This window comes from Blastomonas sp. (assembly GCF_046294995.1).
GTDB lineage: Bacteria > Pseudomonadota > Alphaproteobacteria > Sphingomonadales > Sphingomonadaceae > Blastomonas.
On record NZ_JBKBOG010000007.1, the window covers coordinates 36,571 to 59,484 of the forward strand.

Genomic DNA, 22,914 nt, shown 5'->3' on the forward strand with positions numbered 1-22,914 from the left:
GTTACCCTCCAGTCCCCCCCACCGTCAGCCCACTCACCAGCAGCGTCGGTTGCCCCACGCCCGCAGGCACGCCCTGGCCGCCCTTGCCGCACATGCCGACGCCTTCATCGAGCGCGAAATCGTTGCCGATGCCCATCACCTTGGTGAGCACGGTGGGGCCGTCGCCGATCAGCGTCGCGCCCTTGATCGGGGCGCCGAGTTTGCCGTTTTCGACGCGATAGGCCTCGGTGCACGAGAAGACGAACTTGCCCGAGACGATGTCGACCTGTCCGCCGCCGAAGCTCTTGGCGAAGATGCCGTTTTTCACGCGCGACAGCAGTTCTGCCGGATCGTCGTTGCCTGCGCGCATGAAAGTGTTGGTCATGCGCGGCATCGGGGCGTGGGCGTAGGATTGGCGGCGGCCGTTGCCGGTGGGGGCGACGCCCATCAGCCGGGCGTTGAGCCGGTCCTGCATATAGCCGCGCAAAATGCCGTTTTCGATCAGCACGTTTTCCTGCGTGGGCGTGCCCTCGTCATCGATGCTGAGCGATCCGCGCCGGTCCATGATCGAGCCATCGTCGACCACGGTGACGCCATCGGCGGCGACGCGCTGGCCGACGCGGCCCGAGAACGCGCTGGTGCCCTTGCGGTTGAAATCGCCTTCCAGGCCGTGGCCGATCGCCTCGTGCAGGATGATCCCGGGCCAGCCGGGGCCGAGCAGTACGGTCATCTCGCCCGCAGGCGCGGCGACGCTTTCGAGGTTGGTCAGCGCCTGGGCCAGCGCCTCGTCGATTGCGCGTTTCCAGGTCGCGTCGTCGAACAGGCAGTCATACAGATAGCGCCCGCCCATGCCGAAGCTGCCGACCTCGCGCCGCTCGCCGCTTTGCGCGACGATCGAGACGTTGAGCCGCACCAAGGGCCGCACATCGGTGGCGACGAAGCCATCGGCGCGCACGACCTCGATCACCGACCAGCTGCCCATCAGGCTCGCGGTGACCTGCGCCACGCGCGGATCGCGCGCGCGCGCGGCGGCGTCGATCTTTTCGAGCAGGGCGATCTTGGTCTCGAACGGAATGCTCTCGAGCGGATTGCCGTCGGTGTAGAGGTGGCGGTTGTTCTGGCGCGGCGGCGGCGCGGCCTCGCCCTTGGCAGGGTCGAGCAGCTTGAGTGTCTCGGCGGCGCGGCGGATGCCGGCTTCGCTGACGTCGTTGGCATGGGCAAAGCCGGTCATCTCGCCCGAGACGCCGCGCAGGCCGAAGCCCGAGTCGGTCGAGTAGTCGGCTGTCTTCAGGCGGCCGTCATCGAACACGAAGCTCTCGCTGGCGGCGTATTGCAGATAGAGCTCGCCATCGTCGCACCGGCTGAGCGCATCACGGGTGAGGCGCTGCGCGGCATCGGGGTCGAGCGCGTCGGGGCGGTAGAGGAACGAGCGGGGGTCTGCGGTGGCGATCATGTTCATGCCTAAGCATATGCGGCATGCGGGGGGATTATCCAAGGGGCGGGTTTGTATCGGCGGTTGTGGCGCGTACGTCCATCGACTTCGCTCGGGACAGACGGAGGTGGGGTAAGAGCCAGCATCTCCGCGTTCCCGAGCGCACTCGAGGGACGCATGCGCAAACCTCAGCCCCCCAACCGCTCCAGCGCCCGCTCGCGCCCGATCAGCGGCAGCAACTCGCCCATGTCGGGGCCGTGATCCATGCCCGTCAGCGCGCGGCGCAGCGGCAGGAACAGCCCCTTGCCCTTGCGCCCGGTGCTGGCCTTGAGCACCTCGGTCCAGTCCTTCCAGACGGTGGCGCTGAACTCCAGCGGCTCGAGCGCGGCGCGCGCCTCTGCCAGGAACGCTGTATCCTCGGCCTCGGGCGCGGGCGCATCGATCGGCCCCTCGATCACCCGCCAATAGTCCGCAACCTCGCCCAGATGCGCGATATTGGGGCGGATCGCGTGCCACGCGGCCTCGTCAACCTGCGGCGGAAGCTGGTCGGCGACCATCGCGAAATCGGCGGTGTGGACCAGCTGGCGGTTGATCCGCTCGAGATCCTCTTCGGCAAAACGCGCAGGCGCGCGACCGAAGCGCGCGAAGTCGAAGCTCTCGAGCAATGCGGCGCGATCATGCAGCGGCTCGACCGGATCGGATGTGCCCAGCCGCGCCAGCAACGCGACGATCGCCTGCGGCAGGATGTGCTTTTCGCGCAGTTCGCCCACGCCCAGCGAACCCAGCCGCTTCGACAATTTGCCCTCCGCGCCCACCAGCAGCGCCTCGTGCGCGAAGGCCGGCGGGGTGCTGCCCAGAGCGGTGAACATCTGCAATTGGACCGCGGTATTCGAAACATGGTCTTCGCCGCGCACGACATGGCTGATCGCCATATCGACGTCGTCGATCGCCGAGGGCAGCATATAGAGCCAGCTGCCATCGGCGCGGCGGATGACGGGATCGGAGAGACTGGCGGCATCGAACTTCTGCGGCCCCCGGATCAGGTCGTCCCAGGCGATGGGCTCGGCGTGGTCGAGCTTGAACCGCCAGTGCGGCTTGATTCCCTGCCCCTCGAGCTCGGCGCGCTCGGCATCGGTCAGGTTGAGTGCGGCACGGTCGTAAACCGGCGGCAGCCCACGCCCCAGCGCGATCTTGCGCTTGAGGTCGAGCTCCTGCGAGGTCTCATAGCACGCATAGACCCGGCCCGCGTCGCGCAGCTTTGCAAACGCCGCGTCATACAGCGCCGCGCGCTCGGACTGGCGATACTCCGCATCGGGGTCCAGCCCCAGCCACGCCAAATCCGCGCGAATACCCTCGACATACTCCTCGCGGCTGCGCTCGGCATCGGTATCGTCGATCCGCAGGATGAACTTTCCGCCGGTCTTCTTCGCCCACATCCAGTTGTGCAGCGCGGTGCGGATATTGCCGATATGCAGATGGCCGGTGGGCGATGGGGCGAAACGGGTGGTGGTCATGGGTTACAATCTTGTTGGTGAACGCCGAAGGTCGTCCCAGCGGGGCACTCGCATTGGCGGGGTCAGGCGGCTGTCTGCAACGGTTCTACGGCGGGCTGGCTGTGCTCGAGTGCCATGGCAAGATCATAGTTCGCCTGCAAGCCGATCCAGAATCGCGCGGTGCTCACACCTGCGCGTTCCAGCCGGATCGCAAGGTCCGGGCTGATCGCGGCACGGCCGTTGATGACGCGCGACAAGGCCACCCGCGACATACCCAGCTTGCGCGCTGTTTCGGTCACGCCGAGGCCGAGCGGGACAATAACGTCATCGCGCAGCATGGTTCCGGGGTGGGGGGGAGTTTTCATCATCTCAACTTGCCTCAATGATAATCTTGGTAATCCACGAGTTCAACATCAGGCCCGACAAACCGAAACGTGACCCGCCAGTTGCCGTTCACCCATATCGACCAGTGGCCTGCCAAATCGCCCTTAAGCGGATGCAAACGATACGACGGAAGCGAGAGTTCGCTAGCCGACACGGCCACATCCAGTGCCGCCAGAATGCTGACCAATTTCGCCTTGTGAGCAGCCTGAACGCCTTTGGTCGATCCCGTTTCGTAAAGCAGCCGCAGGCCCTTATGACGAAAACTGATAATCATGGCTCCGATATATCGCGTAACGATACGCGATTCAAGCGATCAGGCCGTCCGGAACCGGTTGGTGATCGGGTAACGCCGGTCGCGGCCGAAGTTGCGGATGCCCAGTTTCACCCCCGGCGGCGCCTGCCGGCGCTTGTATTCAGCGATATAGAGCAGCCGCTCGATCCGCGCGACGGTATCGTGCTCGAAGCCGCGCGCGACGATCTCGGCGACGCTGAGCTCTTCCTCGACTAGGCCGTGCAGGATCGGGTCGAGGATTTCGTACGGCGGCAGGCTGTCGTCGTCGCGCTGGTCGGGGCGCAGTTCGGCGCTGGGTGGCTTGGTGATCACGCGCTCTGGCATCACCGGGCCATCGGGGCCGAGCGCCAGCGGCGGCTTGTTGGCGTTGCGCCAGCGCGACAGATCGAACACGGTCAGCTTGTAGGCGTCTTTCAGTACATTGTAGCCGCCCGCCATGTCGCCATAGATGGTGGCATAGCCGACGCTCATCTCGCTCTTGTTGCCGGTGGTGAGCAGCATGTGGCCGAACTTGTTGCTCAGCCCCATCAGCGTCACCGCACGGATGCGCGACTGAATGTTCTCTTCGGCAAGGTCAGGCTCGCGCCCGGCAAAGCTCGAGGCCAGCATGGTGTCGAACGCATCGACCGCAGGCTGGATCGGGATGCTGTCGAGCCGGCAGCCGAGCATGGCTGCGCAGCCGGCGGCATCGTCGAGGCTCTCCTGGCTGGTGAAGCGGCTGGGCAGCATCACGCACCATACCCGGTCTGCACCCAAGGCATCGACCGCGACCGCGGCAGACAGCGCGCTGTCGATCCCGCCCGAAAGGCCGAGCACGACGCCGGGAAAGCCGTTCGCGTTGACGTAGTCGCGAAGCCCCACGATCATCGCATGATAGGCGTCCTGCGGAAACGGATCGAGCGCATGGATGTCGCCGGGGGCGCACTGCCAGCCGCCCTGTCCTCGGGTCCATTCAGTGCGCACCGTCGCAGCTTCCCAATCGGGCAATTGATGCGCCAGCGAGCCATCGGCATTGACCACGAACGAGGCACCATCGAACACCAGTTCGTCCTGCCCGCCGATGCGGTTGAGGAAGACCAGAGGCAGCCCGGTCTCGGTGACGCGCGCGCGCGCAACCTTGTGCAGCCGCCCCTCGCCCTTCTCGATCTCGTACGGGCTGCCATGCGGCGCGATCAGGATTTCAGCGCCCATCGCCTTCAAGTGCCCGCACACCTTGGGGAACCAGATGTCCTCGCACAGCGGCAGGCCCAGCATGAGCCCACGGAACGGCACCGGCGGTTGCAACGGGGCAGACGCGAACAGCCGCTTTTCGTCGAAGGTTCCGTAATTGGGCAATTCGTGCTTGAGCCGTACCGCGCTGATTTCCCCGCCATCGAGCAGCGCGATGCCATTGAACAGCTGGTTTTCGCGGGCGAACACCGAGCCCACCAGCATCGCCGGGCCACCGTCGGCGGTCGCTGCGGCCAGGCGCTCGAGCTCGGCGCCGGCGCGTGCGATCAGCGCAGGCTTGAGCACCAGATCCTCGGGCGGATAGCCGATCAACTGCAGCTCGGGAAAAACGATCAGGTCGCTGCCAGTCGCTTCGGACCGCGCCGCCAGCATCGCATCGGCATTGCCGCAGATATCGCCCATCGCCTGTGCGCACTGGACAAGGGTGATCGTAAGCCGGTCGGTCATGCCTGCCAGATAGGCGGCGGGCGCAATGGCGGCAACTCAATTTGGCGCCCAAGCCCGCCGGGCGGATCACGGCGCGGCAGGTCCAGGGCTGAGGGCTGCGCGCATTTCACCAAAGTTACGTCTTCCGCTTCTCGGGTCACTTGGCTAACAGGGCCAAATTCGATCAGGGCAACGGGGAAGCACGATCACATGAAAATCCTGTCTGGCAACAGCAACCTGCCACTGGCGCGCGCGATCGCCGCCTATCTGGAAATGCCGCTGACCGACGCCAGCGTGCGCCGCTTTGCCGATGAGGAAATCTTCGTCGAGATCCACGAGAACGTGCGCGGCGAAGACGTGTTCGTGATCCAGTCGACCGGATACCCGGCCAACGACAACCTGATGGAACTGCTGATCTGCATCGATGCGCTCAAGCGCGCATCGGCGCGGCGGATCACTGCAGTAATCCCCTATTTCGGCTATGCCCGGCAGGACCGCAAGCCAGGCCCCCGCACCCCGATATCGGCCAAGCTGGTCGCCAACCTGATCACCGTCGCGGGCGCCGACCGCGTTCTGTCGGTCGATCTGCACGCAGGCCAGATCCAGGGCTTTTTCGATATCCCCACCGACAACCTTTATGCCGCGCCGGTGATGGCTGCGGACATCCAGGCGCGGTTCGGCGAGCACGAACTGATGGTCGTCTCGCCCGATGTCGGCGGCGTGGTGCGCGCGCGCGCGCTGGCCAAGCGACTCGACAACGCCCCGCTCGCCATCGTCGATAAGCGCCGCGAGCGCCCGGGCGAATCGGAAGTCATGAACATCATCGGCAATGTCGAAGGCCGCTTCTGCATCCTGATCGACGATATCGTCGATTCGGGCGGCACGTTGTGCAACGCGGCCGAGGCGCTGAAGAACGCAGGCGCGATCGACGTGGTCAGCTACGTCACCCACGGCGTGCTTTCGGGCGGCGCGGTGGCGCGGGTCAACAACAGCGCGCTCAAGGAATTGGTGATCACCGATTCGATCCAGGCAACCGACGCGGTCAACGGGTCGGATCGTATCCGTAGCCTGCCGATGGCGGCGCTGATCGGCGAAGCCATCCGCCGCATTGCCGACGAAAGCTCGGTCTCCAGCCTGTTCGATTGAGATTTAGCCCTTATCTGTAATGTTCAGATAAAGGATAACCTCGCATGATTCACAGCAAGGACATTGCGCTGGCCGAGCGGCTGGCCGAGGCCGCCGCCGAAGCGATCCGGCCGTTCTACCGCTCGCACTTCGTCACCGACCGCAAGGCCGATGCCTCGCCCGTGACCGAAGCCGACCGCGCGGCGGAAGCGGCGATGCGCACGATCCTCGACGCCGAAGTTCCGCGCGATGGCGTGATCGGCGAGGAATATGGCGAAAAGCCGGGCTCGACCGGGCGGGTGTGGGTGCTCGATCCGATCGACGGCACCACCAGCTTCATCGCCGGACGGCCGATCTTCGGCACGCTGATTGCGCTGATCGCCGACGAATGGCCGGTACTTGGCGTGATCGACCAGCCGATCGGGCGCGAGCGCTGGGTCGGCGCGACCGGGCGCGGCACCACCTTCAACGGCCAGCCGGTCAGGGCGCGATTGTGCCCGGATATCGAGGACGCGGTGCTTGCCACCACCAGCCCGCATCTGTTCAGCGATCACGATGCGATGCACTTCATGGCGCTGGCCAAGCAGTGCGATACGCGGCGGCTGATCTGGGGCGGCGACTGCTACAATTATGGCCTGGTCGCGCAGGGCACGGTCGATCTGGTGTGCGAAAGCGGGCTCAAGCTGCACGATTTTGCAGCATTGGTCCCCGTTGTCGAAGGCGCCGGCGGGCATATGTGCGACTGGAACGGCGATCCGCTGCACAAGGGCAGCGATGGCCGGGTGATCGCGATGGGCGATCCGGCGCGGCTGGAGGATGTGCTGGCGGCACTGGGGCACCACGACCACGATTGAGACTGCGCGAACCCCGGTCAGCGGCTGAACGGAGTACCATCCTTGCGGCGTTTGTCGCCGCCGCCAAGCTCCCGCATATCGACATCGGGATAATGGCACGGCCCGTTGACGCTTTTGCCGATCACCAGGAACACGCAGTCGGCATCGCTTTCGTTGACCAGGCAATGGCCGTTGCCGTCGTTCTTGGGGAACGCCGCGACATCGCCCGCCACCAGAGGTGTACGCCCCGTGTCATCGACCAGCACCGCAGTGCCTGCGATGATCACCAGCAGCTCATCCTCGCATTCGTGCCAGTGGCGCTGCGCCGACCAGGCGCCAGGCTTGAGCACGACATGGCTCGCACCGAAATCGGTCAGGCCCGTGGCCGGTGACAGGCGGCGATACCAGCGCTGCTGCACGACATCGGCAAGGTGCGCGGGGTAGCCTGTGGCGTTGGTCTGTGGGATCGCTTGCAGGTCGACTTTGGGCATGGGCCGATGCTAATGCCCGATGACCCTGAATGAAAGCGCCTATGACCACCATTCTCGCCCCCTCCCCGCTCGATCTGGCAAGCCGCCTGATCGCCTGTGAAAGCGTCACCCCTGCCACCGGGGCAGTGTTCGATTGCCTTGAGGCGATGCTGGCACCGTTGGGCTTCGCGGTGACGCGGTTCGTCTGCGGCGAAGCGCCTGATGGGCCGGTCGAGAATTTGCACGCGATCCGGCGGCCTGCGGGCGACGCCGGACGGCATTTCGCCTTTGCCGGGCATCTTGACGTGGTGCCGCCGGGCAAGGGCTGGGCCAGCGATCCGTTCGAGCCGCAAGTGCGCGGAGACCTGCTGCACGGGCGCGGCGCGGTCGACATGAAGGGCTCGATCGCAAGCTTCGTTGCCGCGGTCGCCGACATTCCGCGCGAGGTGGGCACGATCAGCCTGATCATCACCGGCGACGAGGAGGGCCCTGCGATCTACGGGACGCGGGCTTTGATCGACCATATGCAGGCGAGCGGCACGATGCCCGATCTGTGCCTGGTCGGTGAGCCGACATCGGTCGCGCGGCTGGGCGACATGGTCAAGATCGGGCGGCGCGGATCGGTCAACATGTGGATTCGCGTCGCGGGCCAGCAGGGCCATGTCGCCTATCCGCATCTGGCCGACAATCCGATCCCGAAGCTGGTGGCGATCCTTGCCGAGATCGAAAGGGTGGTGCTGGACGAAGGCACCGACTGGTTCCAGCCGAGCAACATCGAGATCACCGACCTGGCGGTGGGCAACCCCGCGCACAACGTCATCCCCGCCGGGGCCGAGGCGCGGATTTCGATCCGGTTCAACGATCTGCACAGCGGGCAATCGCTGAACGAACTGATCAGCGGCATCGCCGGGGCGATGGGGGGCAGCGTCGAGGCGAAGATTTCGGGCGAGGCATTCCTCACCCCGCCGGGCGAGCTTTCGGGCATGGTCGCCAACGCCATCCGCGCCGAGACCGGACTGGAGGCAGAGCTGTCCACCACCGGCGGCACATCGGACGCGCGCTTCCTGTCGCGAATCTGCCCGGTTGTGGAGTTCGGCCTGTGCAACGCGACGATGCATAAGCTCGACGAGGCGGTGGCGATTGCCGATCTCGATACGCTGGCGCGGATTTACCGCCGCGTGGTGCTGGGGGCGCTGGTGGGGACGAGCTGACCACCTTCAGTACAACGTCCCTCGACTTCGCTCGGGACAGGCAGAGTGGGGGTATGCAACAAGGGTCCGAGTTCCCGAGCGAAGTCGAGGGACGGACGCGCAACCTTAGCGAAACTCAAAAACCCTCAATGCGCAGCGTCGCCGCTGACCCATTCGACCCATTCGGGAAAGAACACAGGCGCCCGCAGCGACCAGCCCGGCGCGGTGGCCGCTGCTTCGCTGATCGACTGGAGCAGGACCTTGCGCCGATCAGGCTGGATCTGCGGCAGCGCCGCCGCCGCGCAATAGGCCGACGGCAGCCAGGGCCGGACGTCCGCCCCCAGCAGGCGTTCATAAAGAAACCGGAAGGTCGAGAAGCTCTCGATCCGTCCCTGCGCCAGATCGAACGCCGCGAGCCTGACCAGCAGCGCCATGAAATGCTCGAAACCCTCTTCGTTCGGCGCATCGGGCACGTTGCCGCGCAGCAGCTTCAAATCCTGATAGACGAGGTAGTGCATGCGGATCGAGGCGGTCTCCTCGGCGTTGCGCGCCCAGCGCTTGAACGCATCCTCGCGCGCCAGCCCGATATCGAGCGCGCGCTTGATATAGCGCTGCGCCCCGGGCGAGAAACTCGCGAACTCGCGCAGTTCCGCCAGCGTCAACGCCGCCGATGAATGGCCCGATGCTGCACTGGGATGGCTTGCCATGCCCGATTCTCCTTGCCTCTCCGCCTACGCATGTTGCGAAGCGGAATGGGCAAAGATGGTCACAGTATGGTTAGGATCGGGTTAACCATAACATTTCAATCCTCCCCGAGCTTGTCTCGGGGAGGGGGACCACCGACCGCAGGTTGGTGGTGGAGGGGAAGCGGGATTGTGAAAAGGCTGTTTGGGCGGCTTGGCCTCGCTGCCCCTCCACCACCCGCTACGCGGGCGGTCCCCCTCCCCCAGCAAGCTGGGGAGGATTTGTATTACTCCACGCGGCCCGACAGTGCGTCGAGCATCGGGCGGACGGGGCTGAGGTCATAGCCGGCATTGGCGGCGACGCGGCTCAGCTCTGCCGGGTTCTTGCCCTGCTTGGCCTGGGCCAACGACCACAGCAAAGTCGAGCGCGTACCCGAGCGGCAATAAGCGAGCACCTTGCCGCCGTTTGCCTCGGCCTTGCCGAGCGCTGCGATCATTGCATCGACCTGCGGGCCGGAGAATCCGGCATGGGTGATCGGAATCGCGACATAATCGATGCCGGCAGCAGCGGCAGCAGCGGCGATGTCATCGCCCTGCGGCGCGGACGGATCCTCGCCATCGGGGCGGTTGTTGATAATCATCGTCACCCCTTGCGCCTTGGCTGCGGCGACCTGGTCGAGCGATATCTGCGGGGCAACATCGATATTGTCGGCAAGCGGAGTGAACATGTTCTGGTCTTTCGTGAAAGTCGGCGCCGTGTCTGGCGTTGCAGCGGAGAGGGAGGCGAGGATCGGCGGCATCTGCGTCGGACTGCGCTCGCCCTGGCTGCGCTCCTTGCATCCGGCAAGCGATAGCCCGGCAACAGCCAGCGGCAGCGATAGGGCTAGCCATCTGTTCATACCGTCTGTGCCTCCTCCTTCTCGCGCTCGAGCGCCTGGCGTTGCCACATGGCCGCATACAAGCCGCCCTTGCGCAGCAGATCGCGGTGCGAGCCCTGCTCGGCGACGCGGCCCTTCTCCAGCACGATGATGGTATCTGCATGGGTGACGGTAGACAAGCGGTGTGCGATCACCAATGTCGTGCGGCCCTCGGCGAGCGATTTGAGCGTGCCCAGAATCTCGGCTTCGGTGGCGCTGTCGAGCGCCGATGTCGCTTCGTCGAAGATCGTCAGCGGCGGGTTCTTGAGCAGCGTCCGCGCGATCGCGACCCGCTGTTTCTCGCCGCCCGACAGCTTGAGCCCGCGTTCGCCGACCTCGGTATCATAGCCCTTGGGCAGCGATTCGATGAACGTGCCGATCGCCGCGCCATGCGCCGCGCGGACGATCTCGTCCTGGCTCGCGCCCTCGCGGCCATAGCCGATGTTGTAGCCGATGGTGTCGTTGAACAGCACCGTATCCTGCGGCACTATTCCGAGTGCGGCGCGCAGCGAGGCCTGTGTGACCCGCGCGATATCCTGTCCGCCGATCAGGATGCGCCCGCCCTGCGGATCGTAGAAGCGGAACAACAGCCGCGCGATGGTCGACTTGCCCGCGCCCGACGGGCCCACAATCGCCAGGGTCTGCCCGGGCTCGACCTTGAAGCTGAGCTTGTGCAAAATCTGCCGGTCGGTGTCATAGCCGAAATCGACATTGTCGAACTCGACCGAGGGCAGCGCGCTGTTCAGCGCCGGTGCGCCAGGCACGTCGACGATCTCGGCAGGCGTATCGATCAGGTCGAACATCGCCGCCATGTCCACCAGCCCCTGGCGGATGGTGCGATAGACCATGCCGAGCAGGTCGAGCGGGCGGAACAGCTGCATCAGCAGCGTGTTGACCAGCACCAGGTCACCCACGGTGAACTGGCCGACGCTCCACCCCCAGATGGTATAGGCCATCGCGCCTGCCATCATCAGGTTGGTGATCAGCGACTGGCCGACGTTGAGCAAAGCCAGCGAGTTTTCCGATTTTACTGCGGCATTGGCATAGGTGCGCGCGGCATCGCCATAGCGCTTGGCCTCGCGCGCCTCGGCGGTGAAATACTTGACCGTCTCGTAGTTGAGCAGCGAATCGACCGCGCGGCCCAATTGCCTGCCATCGAGCGTGTTCATCGTCTCGCGCAGATGGTTGCGCCAGTCGGTGACGATGCGGGTGAAGCCGATGTACAGCGCGACCATCGCCACCGTCGCCAGCACCAGCCCGATGCCGAAGTTGATCCAGAAGATCACCAGCACCGCGATCAGCTCCAGCACCGTCGGCGCGATGTTGAACAGCAGGAAATACAGCATCACGTCGATGCTCTTGGTGCCGCGTTCGATAACCTTGGTCACCTCGCCCGTGCGCCTTGCCAGGTGAAAGCGCAGCGACAGGCGGTGCAGCTGCACGAACACGTTTTCCGCGAGCGTCCGGGTCGCCTCCTGCCCGACGCGCTCGAAGACGACATTGCGCAGATTGTCGAACAGCACCGACCCCAGCCGCGCCGCGCCATAGGCCAGCACGGCGACGATCGCCGCCATCGCCATCGTGGTGCCGCCGATCGTCATGCTGTCGATCGCGGATTTATAAGCGAACGGCATCGACAGCACCGCCGCCTTGCCCAGCAACACCATCAGCATCGCACCGCAGATGCGCAGCTTCAGATCGGGCCGGCCATCGGGCCACAAATAGGGAAGAAAGCGGGCAAGCGTCTGGCGCATCGCAGGGGGCTTGCCGCTCGGCGCGGGCGATGCTGTGTGGAAAGATTGCATATCGACCCTCGATAGGGTCGATCCCCGCAGGTTCCAAGCCCCCAGTCTGCGCCAGCGCCCAGAACACCCGCGCAAAACCATTCGTCGCAGTTTTTGTAACGGTAAAAAGCCATGTTTCGGGCCGGTGACGCGCTTTTCCATGTCACCCCGAATTGCAATGTTACATTTATTTATATATCATCCGGAATTCAGATTTGCGGACTGGATAATCGGATCAGGGCGCTCCATCCGTCGTACAGGGCAATACGAAACCCCGAAGGGACTGAATTGCGGTGAGCGCTCAACCAGATACGATCGCCTTGCGCGGCGAGCTGGCGCGGGTGATGCAGGCGCCCGAATTCGTGCGATCCCCGGTGCTGCGCAGATTGCTCGAATATCTCGTCGAACAGACGCTGTCGGGCAATGGCGAGCGGCTGAAGGCCTATCAGATTGCGGTCGAAGGCCTGGGCCGCGATGACAGTTTCGATCCGCAAAGCGACAGCTACCCCCGGGTCCAGGTCGGTCGGCTGCGCAAGATGCTCGACCTGCATTATGCCGGGCTCGATGCGGATCAGATGGTCGGCCGCCAGCGGATCCTGATCCCCGTCGGGCATTATAATGTGGAGCTGGTACCCGTTGCCACCGAGAGCGCTACCCAGAGCGCTGCCGACAGCGAACAGCCGCAGCCCGCCGACGCGGCCCCTGCCCCCGCGCCCTCCCCGTTACCCGAGCCAGCCACGGTGCCCGCACCGTCGCCAGCCTTTGCGCAGCGCCGCACGCAAAGGTGGCTGCTATGGGCGGTTCCGGGCCTGCTGCTGGTGCTGGCAGGTGCGGTCTGGCTGTATGCATGGATGGGCGAGCGCGAAAAAGCACGGCGGGACATGCGCCAGCACCTCGCCCATGTCATGATCACCACCGATCCTGCCGAGGGCAACGACTATCTCAACACCGCAGCCCAGATCGCCGAAATGCATCTGCAGCGTTTCGAAATGCTGGCGGTGAGCATGGACCGGCACTCGGATATTCCGGGCGCCGACAGCAAGGCACGCGAATACCAGCTGATGCTGCGCGGCGGTGGCGGCCGGAGGGGGTCCGGGCCAGGAAACATCTTCCTGACATTGCGCCATGCCGCGACCGGGACCACCTTGTGGTCGTATGAACTGCCCCGCAACGGCAGCAACGTGGCCGCGCCGGATTTCGAGCAGGCGATCGGCGCCGGAATCTCGATGATCGCACGGTCGGGCGGTCTGATCGCCCAGCACCAGCGCAAGCTGATCGGCAGCGACATGAGCCCCGGCTATCCCTGCCTGATCCAGTACGACGCGTTCCGCCAGCGGCGCGACTCCACGTTGCGCCCGGCGTTGGAAAAATGCCTCGCCCGGTCGCTTGAGGCCCACCCCGATGAGCCGCTGTTCCTGCAGGCTTTGTCGTATATGGCGCTGTCGCAGCCGAAGCCCGGCAGGCAGGCTCCCCTCGTCCCATCCGATCGGGGGCGTGCGCTGGCAGAAGCCGCGCTGCAGTTCGACGGGCGATCCTCGCTGGCGCAGATCGCCGTAGCCCGTTCCGCGCTGGCCCGCGGCAACTGCCCGCGTGCGATCGCCTACGCCCGCCGGGCGGTGGAGAGCAATCCGCTGGAACCCGACACGCTCGGGCTGGCCGGCACCTTCCTGCTGTCGTGCGGCGACACCGTCGGCGCGGAACAGGTGCTCGAACGCGCTCTGGCGATGAACAGCGAACCCGGCGGGTACCAGACGGCTTCGCTGATCGTCACCCGGCTGATCAACGGCAGGCCGGATGCCGCGCTCGACCTTGCGATGCGCGCAGATTCTCCGGCGATGGCGAGCCAGCCCAACTTCTTGCTCGGCAAGGCGCTGGCACTGGCAGCCAATGGCCGGACCGCACGTGCGCGCGAAACCTGGGCGCAGCTCGAAAAAGCGGTCGGCGTGCCTGCGGGGACCCCGGCACCGCAAGTCCTCGCGCGTTTTGCCATTTCGCCCTTTTTCAGCCGCCGCATGCTGACCGAGGCCGAGCGCTCCGGGCTGATCCCCGCGGCCAGCTGACACCGCGCAAGCCTCCCCCGAGGACTTGATCCTGATTAATGGGAAATTTCCCCAACTGTCAGCATCGGTTCATCTTCTCAAAATCGGCGCATTGAAATAAACTGTTGTATATCAACGGTTTTTCAAACTGGCACGCCCTGTGCAATGTGTCTGGCATCTCCGGCCAACCCGGTCGGGACCACCAGAAACATTCGAAAGGACGTACCCCATGACCATCTTCACCGCCGCCCAGAGCCAGCTGTTCGCCGCCGCCCTCGCAGTCGTCTGCTCCAGCTTCTTCATCGCTGTCAGCGTCGTGCCCGGCACCATCGTCTGATCACTTCGCCAGAACCCACTTCAACCCAAACGCATCGCAAAAAGGACATTCCCATGAACATTCTCGCAACCGCTCTCGCTTCGATCTGCTCGGCCATCCTGATCGCCACCAGCGTCCTTCCCGGCATGATCGTCTGAACCGCTTTCCTTTCATCGAACCGCTTCAAGGAACCCTGACATGAATATCCTCGCAACCGTTCTCGCCGCCGTCTCCTCGTTCATCCTGATCGCAGCCAGCGTCGCCCCCGGAACGATCGTCTGATCGACCGCCCCTCCAACCCCGTTCAACCTCAAGGAAGTTCACATGTTTATCGCAGGTTTTGAAAGCATCCAGGGCCAGCTGTTCGCCGCTGTGGTGGCGATTGTAACCTCGTCGATGTTCATCGCCGCCAGCCTGGCACCGGGCGCAATCGTCTGATCGGCCGTCCGATCAGGCCGTAACCAGCCCAGCGAGCGCCCGGCCCGACGCCCAGGCGCTCTCGATCCTGGGGCCGATGAGCCAATCGCCGCACAGCCCCAGCCGCAAAGACCCATCCCACAACGCCGTATGGCCCGCAGAGCCCGACAAGGCATACCGCCAGCGGTGCGCCTGCACCGCGAGCACGCCGGGCAGGTCGCAACCGATCGCCGAGCCGAGTTCGGCCAGCAGATGCGCGATCACCGCATCGCCATCGTCTTCGAGATGCTGCGCCGACCAGGCGGGCGATCCCTGCACCACCCAGCTTTCCGGCCCCGACCGTCCGGGCTTGGCGCTGTTGCGCGCCGCCCAGCCGATCGCGCCGCAATTGCGCAGGCTGTCGGCGGAAAAATCGACCCGCGCATCGAACGCGGCCATCACCGTCCAGCACGGCTGTGACGTGGTCGCCTGCGCCAGGCCCGCCCATGCACCGCAGTGCGGCGCGACCAGATCGGCGACCTGTTCCGCCGGGACCGCGACGATCACCGCATCAGCAGCCTCCACGCCCTGGGCATGCGTCAGCTGCCAGAGCGCGCCTTCGCGCCCGATGCTTTCGATCCGGCAGTTCCAGCGCACATCGTGATCCGCCGCCAGCCGCTTGACGATCGCGTTCATCCCCGGCGTTCCGACCCAGGCATCGGCGCCCGCAACAGGCCAGCGCGCGGCAGCCCCGGCAGCCTCCCAGCGTGCGACCTCGGCCATGAAGTCGGCGTCGCGGGCGGAGAAATACTGCGCGCCATGGTCGAAGAATGCCATGCCCTGGGCAGTCTCGATGCGGCGGGTGGACATGCGCCCGCCGGGCCCGCGCGCCTTGTCGAACAGCGCGACCGCGTGCCCTGCGCCTGTCAGCACGTCGGCCGTCGAAAGCCCGGCGAGACCCGCCCCGATGATAGCAATCTTCATGTCGTTCAGCGCCTCAACAGGAATACGGCGTGTTCCGCCAACAGGTTGGCCATGCCGCGCGAGGTCTGCTGATCTCCCGACAGGAACCATTCGCCATCGCAGGTCCAGCCGCGCTGCGCGATCAGCTCGCGAAAATCGTCGATGGTGACGTGATGGATGTTGGGGGTTTCATACCAGGCTTCGGGGATCAGCCGGGTGACCGGCATCCGGCCGTTGGTCAGCAGCGACAGACGGATGCGCCAGTGCGCGAAGTTGGGAAAGCTGACAAACGCCTGCCGCCCGATCCGCAGCAGCTCCTCGAGCACCTTGTGCGGCGCGCGCGCGGTCTGCAGCGTCTGGCTGAGGATCGCATAATCGACGCTGTCCGACGGATAATCGACCAGATCGGTATCGGCATCGCCCTGGATCACCGACAGCCCTCGGGTGACCGCCGCGCTGACATTGGCGGGATCGAGCTCGAGCCCGCGGGAACGCACCTGGCGGCTGTCGCGCAACGCCGCCATCAGCGCGCCATCGCCGCAGCCGACATCGAGCACCCGCGAACCTGTGGCGATGTTGTCGGCGATGATGCGCAAATCCGGCCGCAATCCGGTCACTTGGTCGCTCCTGCGCGCAGAAAGCCGTCGACGATGCGGTTCATCTCGGGGCAGTCGAGCAGGAACGCGTCGTGCCCGAACGGCGAGGACAGTTCGACGAAGCTGGCTTCTGCGCCTGCCGCGTTGAGCGCATGGACGATGCGGCGCGATTCGGCGGTCGGGTACAGCCAGTCGGTGTCGAAGCTGATCAGGCAGAACCGCGTCTTCGTCCCCATGAACGCACTCGCCAGCACGCCGTCATAGGGCAAAGCGAGATCGAAATAGTCCATCGCGCGGGTGATATAGAGATAGCTGTTGGCATCGAACCGGTCGACGAAGCTGATCCCCTGATGGCGCAGATAGCTCTGGATCTGGAAATCGGCATCGAAGCCGAAGCTGCTGCCGTCGCAATCTGCTGCAGGGCCGGCCCCATCCTTGTCCTGCAGCCGCCGCCCGAACTTCTCGGTCAGGCCCGCTTCGGACAGATAGGTGATGTGCGCGGCCATTCGCGCGACCGCGAGCCCCGACGCGGGGACGTCGCCATCGGCGTAATATGCCCCCTTGCGCCAGCGCGGATCGGCCATGATCGCCTGGCGGCCGACCTCGTGGAAGGCGATGTTCTGCGCCGAATGCCGCGCGGTCGAGGCGATGATCAGCGCCGCGCGCACCCGGTCGGGATACAGCACCGGCCAGCTCAACGCCTGCATGCCGCCCATCGACCCGCCAATCACCGCAGCGAGCGTTTCGATGCCGAGATAATCGAGCAGCAACGCCTGCGCGCGGACCATGTCGGCGATCGACAGCACCGGGAATTCCATGCCCCACGGCGCGCCGGTCGCGGGGTTGACCGTCGCCGGGCCGGACGAACCCATGCATGATCCGATGACATTGGCGCAGATGATGAAATCGCGCGCCGGATCGACCGGCTTGCCCGGCCCCACCAGCCGCATCCACCAGCCGGGCTTGCCGGTGATCGGATGGGTCGAGGCGACATACTGGTCGCCGGTCAGCGCATGGCAGATCAGCACCGCGTTGCTTTTGTCGGCGTTCAGACTGCCATAGGTTTCGTAGGCGATTTCCACGGGTGCGAGCGCCGCGCCGCAATCGAGCGCCAGCGGCCCGAGCAGGGTAACGCGCCGGTCAAGCCCGAAACGGGTGTCAGCAACAGAGGCGGATACGCTGGCCATGGCCGGTCGGATTGGCGGCAAGGTGGGCGGCTGTCAATGGGGCCGCCTAAATCCTCCCCTGCAAGGGGAGGGGGACCACGAAGTGGTGGAGGGGTGTTACCCTATCGAGAGGTTGACACCCCTCCGTCTCGCCTGCGGCGATCCACCTCCCCTTGCAGGGGAGGATTTGACTCTCACCGCGCCTTGTGCTGCGTGCCCGCACCCGCCGTGATGAACAATGCCGTCGCGGTGCCTGCGACATCCGCCGTATGCCACACGCCCGGCGGGTTGATCGCATAGTCGCCCGGACCAAGCTCCAGCGTCGTCAGCGATCCATCCGCCTGCTCCTGGTGCAGCGTCATCCGTCCCGCGATGCACAGCACCATCTCGTCGCCTGCCGGATGCATCTCCCACATCGTCCAGGGTTCGTCGAAGCTGAACTGGGTGACCAGCCGGCCTTCGATGCCATCGCCCGCCGCGCGCGCCTCATAGGCCTGGTACCAATCGGCACCGCCATCCATCGGCGGCTGCGGCACCGCCCTGGCGCCTAGACCCAGATGGACCGGGTGCGTGGCTATCGGCAGCACAGCCATCGCACCATCAATCCCACACGGCTTCGGGCGGCAGGCTCATCAGGATGGCGTCGATGTTGCCCCCGGTCTTGAGGCCGAACAGCGTGCCGCGATCGTGGATCAGGTTGAACTCGGCATAGCGGCCGCGCCACACCAGCTGCTGGTGCTTTTCGGCCGGGGTGAATTCCTGACCCATCCGGCGGCGGACCAGTGCGGGGAAGATGTCAAGAAACGCCCGGCCGACATCCTGGGTGAAGGCGAAATTGGCATCGAACGTCGCCTGATCGGTGCATTCGAGATGATCGTAGAAGATGCCGCCGACGCCGCGGTGCACGCCGCGGTGCGGAATGAAGAAATAGTCGTCCGCCCAGGCCTTGAACTTGGCATGATAGGCCGGATCGTGCGCATCGCACGCCGCCTGCATCCGCGCGTGGAAATCGTCCGTATCTTGCTCGTAAGGCAACGGCGGGTTGAGATCGGCTCCTCCGCCGAACCATGCCTTGGTGGTGACAAGGAAACGGGTGTTCATATGCACCGCGGGTACGTGCGGATTGGCCATATGCGCGACCAGGCTGATTCCTGTGGCGAAGAATCGCGGGTCCTCGCCCGCGCCGTTGATCGATTTGGCGAACTCTTCGCTGAACCGGCCTTCGACGGTCGAGACGTTGACGCCTGCCTTTTCGAACACCTTGCCCTTGATCAGCCCGCGCACGCCGCCGCCGCCGTGCGAGCCGTCATCCTCGGTGCGGTTCCACGCGGTATAATCGAACTCGGCATCGCTTCCCGCCTCACGCTCGATCGCGGTGAATTCGGCGCAGATCGCATCGCGCAGGCTTTCGAACCAGCCGCGCGCTGCCAGTCTTTGTTCAGTCCAATCAGTCATCCTGCTCCCCTGCCCCGGCGTATGCCTTCATGCCTCGCTCAGATGCCGTGTCTGCCGCAGCGCCTCGCCAAGCGCAATCCCGGTTGCGACCGATATGTTGAGCGAGCGCAGTCCCGGCGCCATCGGGATGGTCGTCGCAAGCTCGCAGGCATCGCGCACATGCGCCGGGACGCCGGCGCTTTCCGAACCCATCAGCAGGATGTCGTCTTCGGCAAATTCGGTGCGGTAGATGCTGGCGGGGGCATGCGCGCTCATCAGCACCAGCCGCGCACCCAGCGCGTGCCGGAAGCTCTGGAACGCATCCCAATCGGCATGGCGGCGCATTTCGGCAAGCGGGCCATAATCCATCGCCGCGCGCTTCAAACGCTTGTCGTCGAAGACAAAGCCGCAAGGTTCGATGATCTCGACCGGGACCGCCATGCAGGCGGCAAGCCGCAGGATGGCGCCGACGTTGCCGGCTATGTCGGGTTGGAAAAGGGCGATACGCATGCCCCTGCTTTAGCGCGGATGGCGGCCAAGTCACCACGCGGATGGCGCACGCGGGCAAATTTGCCGGTGGCATCATCCGTCGTTCAGGAAAACTATGCTGCGGCGCGCCAATTTCGTTGTTGGCAAAATGACGTTTTTGCGTCTATCAGGCCCGCAATCACGCGGACGGGCCAGGGGCATAGCCGTGCCATGCCGCTTTCAGCACCGAAAAAATCGAACAACTTTTCAATAGCTTGAGGGTCAGGTTAGCGACATGGCAGAACAAGTAACCATGAATCAGGACGGCAGCGCCGCCATCGAATCCGATGGTGTGCGGCGTCGTGACTTTATCAACATCGCCGCGGTCAGCTTTGCTGGCGTGGGCGGTGCGACGGTTCTCATCCCCTTGATCACGCAGATGGCGCCGAGCAAGGACGTGCTGGCGCAGGCATCGACCGAGGTCGATATCTCGGCGGTGGAGCCCGGCCAGGCGATCAAGACCGTGTGGCGCAAGCAGCCCATGTTCATCCGCAACCTGACGCCTGCTGAAATCGACGCAGCGAACAAGGTCAACGTCAGCGATCTGCGCGACCCGGAGACGCTGGCTGAGCGGACGGTCGACGGCAAGGTCAACTGGCTGGTGACGCTGGGCGTCTGCACGCATCTTGGCTGTGTTCCGCTGGGTGCGGCACAGGGCGAAGTAAAGGGCGAATTCGGCGGCTATTTCTGCCCCTGCCATGGTTCGCACTACGATACCGCAGCACGGATCCGCAAAGGTCCGGCCCCGACCAACCTTGTCGTGCCGGAATATGAATTCCTGTCAGACACAGTCATCAAGATCGGTTGAGGAGCATAGAATATGAGCTTTTCCTGGGCCAAGCATTACGAACCGAAGTCGGACCTGACCAAATGGCTGGATGAGCGCCTGCCGCTTCCCCGTCTGGTCTATGGTGCGATCGGTGCCGGTTATCCGGTTCCCCGCAACCTCAACTATTTCTGGAACTTCGGCGTGCTCGCCGGGGTCGCATTGGTGATGCAGATCGTCACCGGCATCATCATGGCGATGCACTATGCGCCCAACGCACTGGTCGCGTTCGATTCGACCGAGCACATCATGCGCAACGTCAACTGGGGCTGGATGCTGCGTTATGCGCACGCCAACGGCGCCAGCTTCTTCTTCATCGTCGTCTACATCCACATCTTCCGCGGGCTGTATTTCAGCTCGTACAAGGCACCGCGCGAAATGATCTGGCTGCTTGGCCTGGTCATCTTCCTGCTGATGATGGCGACCGCGTTCATGGGTTATGTGCTTCCCTGGGGCCAGATGAGCTTCTGGGGTGCCAAGGTCATCACCGGCCTGTTCGGCGCGATTCCGCTGGTCGGCGTGCCGATCCAGGAGTGGCTGCTGGGCGGATTCGCACCTGACAATGCCGCGCTCAATCGCTTCTTCTCGCTGCACTATCTGCTGCCGTTCGTGATCGCAGGCGTCGTTATCCTGCACATCTGGGCGCTGCACATTCCGGGGTCTTCCAACCCCACCGGCGTCGAAGTGAAGACCGAATCGGACACCGTGCCGTTCCACCCCTATTACACCGCCAAGGATGGCTTCGGCCTGGGCGTCTTCCTGATCCTGTTCTGCGCCATGCTGTTCTTCGCGCCGAACTATCTGGGCCATGCGGACAACTACATCCCCGCCAACCCGCTCTCGACGCCTGCGCACATCGTGCCCGAATGGTACTTCTGGCCGTTCTACGCGATCCTGCGCGCCTTCACCTTCGACTTCTTCTTCGTGCCCGCCAAGCTGCTCGGCGTGCTGGCGATGTTCGCTTCGATCCTGCTGCTGTTCTTCCTGCCCTGGCTGGACCGTTCGCCGGTGCGTTCGGGCAACTATCGTCCGCTGTTCAAGATCTTCTTCTTCGTCTTGATCGCAGACGTGCTGCTGCTCGGCTATCTGGGCGGTGCGCCGGCTGAAGAGCCGTTCGTGATGATGAGCCAGCTCGCTTCGGCTTACTACTTTGCGCACTTCCTGATCATCCTGCCGATCATCTCGAAGATCGAAAAGCCCAAGCCGCTGCCGTTCTCGATTACCGATGCGGTTTTGAACGAGGACTCCGGCGCCAAGGGCGACCCTCTCCTGCAGCCTGCTGAATAAGCCTGGTCCAAGAAGGAAACTATTCGACATGATTCGCATTGGTGCATTTTTGGTGGGGCTGTTCTTTGCCGGCTGGCTGCTCGTCTCGTTTGCCGTGGGCGCAGTCGCCTATGTCAGCGAGCCGCCGCAGGAAACCGCAGAGCATGCCTTCCACAAACATCCCAAGGACCTCTCGCTGGCCAGCGATGGCCCGCTGGGCAAGTTCGACCGCCAGCAGCTGCAGCGCGGTTTCCAGGTCTACAAGGAAGTGTGCTCGGCCTGCCACTCGATGCGGCTGGTCTCGTTCCGCAACCTGGCAGAGCTTGGCTATAACGAAGACGAAGTGAAGGCGATCGCCGCGACCTGGCCCACCCAGACGCCGTCGATCGATCCGGCCACCGGCGAAGCCACGACGCGTCCGTCGCTGCCCGCCGATCCCATCCCTTCGCCGCATGCCAACGAAACCGCAGCCCGCGCCGCCAACAACAACGCCCTGCCGCCCGATCTTTCGCTGATCACCAAGGCGCGTCACGGCGGAGCGGCGTACATCTACTCGCTGCTCACCGGCTATCAGGAGCCACCGGCGGAACTCGCCCAGCGCTTCCCCGATGCCATGCCGGGACCGGGTCTCAACTATAACCCGTACTTCGCGAACCTGAACATCGCGATGGCCAATCCCCTGGGCAGCGACGGCATCGTCACCTATTCCGACGGTACCAACGCCACCACCGACCAGATGGCCAAGGACGTCTCGGCGTTCCTGGTGTGGACCGCAGAGCCCACGCTCGAAAAGCGCCACCAGACCGGCTGGGCCGTGCTGATCTTCCTGATCATCGCAACCGGCCTTGGCTATATGGCCTATCGCAACGTGTGGGCAGGCGTGAAGCACTAAGCTTCTGGTCTTCTCGCAGACAGACAAACGATCCGGCCCGGGAGTGCGAACTTCCGGGCCGGATTGCGTTTGGGGGATGCGGTATCAATTCTCGATGGCCAGCCGCTGGGCGCCAGCGACAGTTCCCGGCCTTCCCGAAGCGCTGCCACCCAAAGGGCCGCCCGCGGTCCTCGAGCTATCCGTGCGCGACTTGGGATCGCTATGGCGTCGCCGGGAATGTCGGTTACGGTCGAGCAGCCAGGTTCCGCTCGATC

The 22,914-nt window shown here is 64.7% G+C and carries 22 protein-coding genes; 7 read left to right on the top strand and 15 right to left on the bottom strand.

The features are described 5' to 3' along the window. Nucleotide 1: 1 nt before the first annotated feature. From tldD to ACK4R0_RS09860, 5 genes are all read right to left on the bottom strand, one after another. Nucleotides 2–1,432: a metalloprotease TldD gene (tldD, locus tag ACK4R0_RS09840; protein WP_409673849.1), complete on the bottom strand. Its 1,431-nt coding sequence runs from the start codon at nt 1,430–1,432 to the stop codon at nt 2–4. A gap of 167 nt (nt 1,433–1,599) precedes the next feature. Next, nucleotides 1,600–2,925: a glutamate--tRNA ligase gene (gene gltX, locus ACK4R0_RS09845; protein ID WP_409673723.1), complete on the bottom strand. Its 1,326-nt coding sequence runs from the start codon at nt 2,923–2,925 to the stop codon at nt 1,600–1,602. A 62-nt stretch (nt 2,926–2,987) separates the two neighbouring features. After that, on the bottom strand, nt 2,988–3,272 hold the full coding sequence (locus tag ACK4R0_RS09850) for a HigA family addiction module antitoxin (RefSeq protein WP_188512816.1): 285 nt from the start codon (nt 3,270–3,272) through the stop codon (nt 2,988–2,990). Between the two features lie 11 nt (nt 3,273–3,283). Next, nucleotides 3,284–3,562: a type II toxin-antitoxin system RelE/ParE family toxin gene (locus tag ACK4R0_RS09855; RefSeq protein WP_409673725.1), complete on the bottom strand. Its 279-nt coding sequence runs from the start codon at nt 3,560–3,562 to the stop codon at nt 3,284–3,286. Between the two features lie 39 nt (nt 3,563–3,601). Continuing rightward, nucleotides 3,602–5,257, bottom strand: coding sequence for an NAD+ synthase (locus ACK4R0_RS09860; protein WP_409673727.1), 1,656 nt, complete (start codon nt 5,255–5,257; stop codon nt 3,602–3,604). A 189-nt stretch (nt 5,258–5,446) separates the two neighbouring features. Between ACK4R0_RS09860 and ACK4R0_RS09865 the strand changes: the two genes are divergently transcribed. Next, on the top strand, nt 5,447–6,382 hold the full coding sequence (locus ACK4R0_RS09865) for a ribose-phosphate pyrophosphokinase (protein ID WP_409673729.1): 936 nt from the start codon (nt 5,447–5,449) through the stop codon (nt 6,380–6,382). A 44-nt stretch (nt 6,383–6,426) separates the two neighbouring features. Further along, on the top strand, nt 6,427–7,215 hold the full coding sequence (gene hisN / locus ACK4R0_RS09870; RefSeq protein ID WP_409673731.1) for a histidinol-phosphatase: 789 nt from the start codon (nt 6,427–6,429) through the stop codon (nt 7,213–7,215). A gap of 17 nt (nt 7,216–7,232) precedes the next feature. Here hisN and ACK4R0_RS09875 read toward each other — a convergent pair whose 3' ends face one another. Then, nucleotides 7,233–7,685 (bottom strand): cupin domain-containing protein, encoded by a 453-nt coding sequence (locus ACK4R0_RS09875; RefSeq protein ID WP_409673733.1) that lies wholly within the window; start codon nt 7,683–7,685, stop codon nt 7,233–7,235. A gap of 41 nt (nt 7,686–7,726) precedes the next feature. On the opposite strand from ACK4R0_RS09875, the gene dapE reads away from it, so the two are divergent. Continuing rightward, nucleotides 7,727–8,875 (top strand): succinyl-diaminopimelate desuccinylase, encoded by a 1,149-nt coding sequence (dapE, locus tag ACK4R0_RS09880; protein WP_409673735.1) that lies wholly within the window; start codon nt 7,727–7,729, stop codon nt 8,873–8,875. Between the two features lie 125 nt (nt 8,876–9,000). Here the strand turns inward: dapE and ACK4R0_RS09885 are convergent, their stop codons facing one another. The 3 genes from ACK4R0_RS09885 to ACK4R0_RS09895 form a co-directional block, all read right to left on the bottom strand. After that, complete coding sequence (locus ACK4R0_RS09885; RefSeq protein ID WP_409673737.1) at nt 9,001–9,561, bottom strand: hypothetical protein; 561 nt, start codon at nt 9,559–9,561, stop codon at nt 9,001–9,003. Between the two features lie 263 nt (nt 9,562–9,824). Then, entirely contained in the window at nt 9,825–10,265 is a 441-nt protein-coding gene (locus ACK4R0_RS09890; protein WP_409673850.1) for a TIGR01244 family sulfur transferase, read from the bottom strand. Between the two features lie 167 nt (nt 10,266–10,432). After that, the gene (locus tag ACK4R0_RS09895) at nt 10,433–12,259 is read right to left on the bottom strand and encodes an ABCB family ABC transporter ATP-binding protein/permease (RefSeq protein WP_409673739.1); all 1,827 of its coding nucleotides are present in this window, start codon (nt 12,257–12,259) and stop codon (nt 10,433–10,435) included. 272 nt (nt 12,260–12,531) lie between these two features. Here ACK4R0_RS09895 and ACK4R0_RS09900 point away from each other — a divergent pair, with 272 nt between their 5' ends. Then, a complete protein-coding gene (locus ACK4R0_RS09900) occupies nt 12,532–14,298 on the top strand; it encodes a hypothetical protein (protein ID WP_409673741.1) in 1,767 nt (588 codons plus the stop codon). A 745-nt stretch (nt 14,299–15,043) separates the two neighbouring features. On the opposite strand, the gene ACK4R0_RS09905 is transcribed toward ACK4R0_RS09900, so the two are convergent. From ACK4R0_RS09905 to ACK4R0_RS09930, 6 genes are all read right to left on the bottom strand, one after another. Further along, a complete protein-coding gene (locus tag ACK4R0_RS09905) occupies nt 15,044–15,973 on the bottom strand; it encodes an NAD(P)/FAD-dependent oxidoreductase (protein ID WP_409673743.1) in 930 nt (309 codons plus the stop codon). Nucleotides 15,974–15,978: 5 nt separating this feature from the next. After that, nucleotides 15,979–16,569, bottom strand: coding sequence for a methionine biosynthesis protein MetW (gene metW, locus ACK4R0_RS09910; protein ID WP_409673745.1), 591 nt, complete (start codon nt 16,567–16,569; stop codon nt 15,979–15,981). Then, entirely contained in the window at nt 16,566–17,735 is a 1,170-nt protein-coding gene (locus ACK4R0_RS09915; protein WP_409673747.1) for a homoserine O-acetyltransferase, read from the bottom strand. Before ACK4R0_RS09915 ends, metW begins: the two co-directional genes overlap by 4 nt. Nucleotides 17,736–17,908: 173 nt before the next feature. Next, the gene (locus tag ACK4R0_RS09920) at nt 17,909–18,307 is read right to left on the bottom strand and encodes a cupin domain-containing protein (protein ID WP_409673749.1); all 399 of its coding nucleotides are present in this window, start codon (nt 18,305–18,307) and stop codon (nt 17,909–17,911) included. 7 nt (nt 18,308–18,314) lie between these two features. Then, nucleotides 18,315–19,169, bottom strand: coding sequence for an oxygen-dependent coproporphyrinogen oxidase (gene hemF, locus ACK4R0_RS09925; protein ID WP_409673751.1), 855 nt, complete (start codon nt 19,167–19,169; stop codon nt 18,315–18,317). Between the two features lie 27 nt (nt 19,170–19,196). Then, on the bottom strand, nt 19,197–19,658 hold the full coding sequence (locus ACK4R0_RS09930) for a tRNA (cytidine(34)-2'-O)-methyltransferase (RefSeq protein WP_409673753.1): 462 nt from the start codon (nt 19,656–19,658) through the stop codon (nt 19,197–19,199). Nucleotides 19,659–19,911: 253 nt separating this feature from the next. Between ACK4R0_RS09930 and petA the strand changes: the two genes are divergently transcribed. Genes petA through ACK4R0_RS09945 form a run of 3 tightly spaced genes read left to right on the top strand, consistent with a single transcriptional unit; the run spans nt 19,912 to nt 22,660 of the window. Continuing rightward, complete coding sequence (gene petA, locus ACK4R0_RS09935; protein ID WP_409673755.1) at nt 19,912–20,484, top strand: ubiquinol-cytochrome c reductase iron-sulfur subunit; 573 nt, start codon at nt 19,912–19,914, stop codon at nt 20,482–20,484. A gap of 12 nt (nt 20,485–20,496) precedes the next feature. Continuing rightward, nucleotides 20,497–21,789 carry a cytochrome b gene (locus ACK4R0_RS09940; protein WP_409673757.1) on the top strand — a complete coding sequence of 431 codons (1,293 nt, stop codon included), beginning with the start codon at nt 20,497–20,499 and terminating at the stop codon, nt 21,787–21,789. A 28-nt stretch (nt 21,790–21,817) separates the two neighbouring features. Then, nucleotides 21,818–22,660, top strand: a complete 843-nt coding sequence (locus ACK4R0_RS09945) for a cytochrome c1 (protein ID WP_409673759.1) — start codon at nt 21,818–21,820, stop codon at nt 22,658–22,660. Nucleotides 22,661–22,914: the final 254 nt, after the last annotated feature.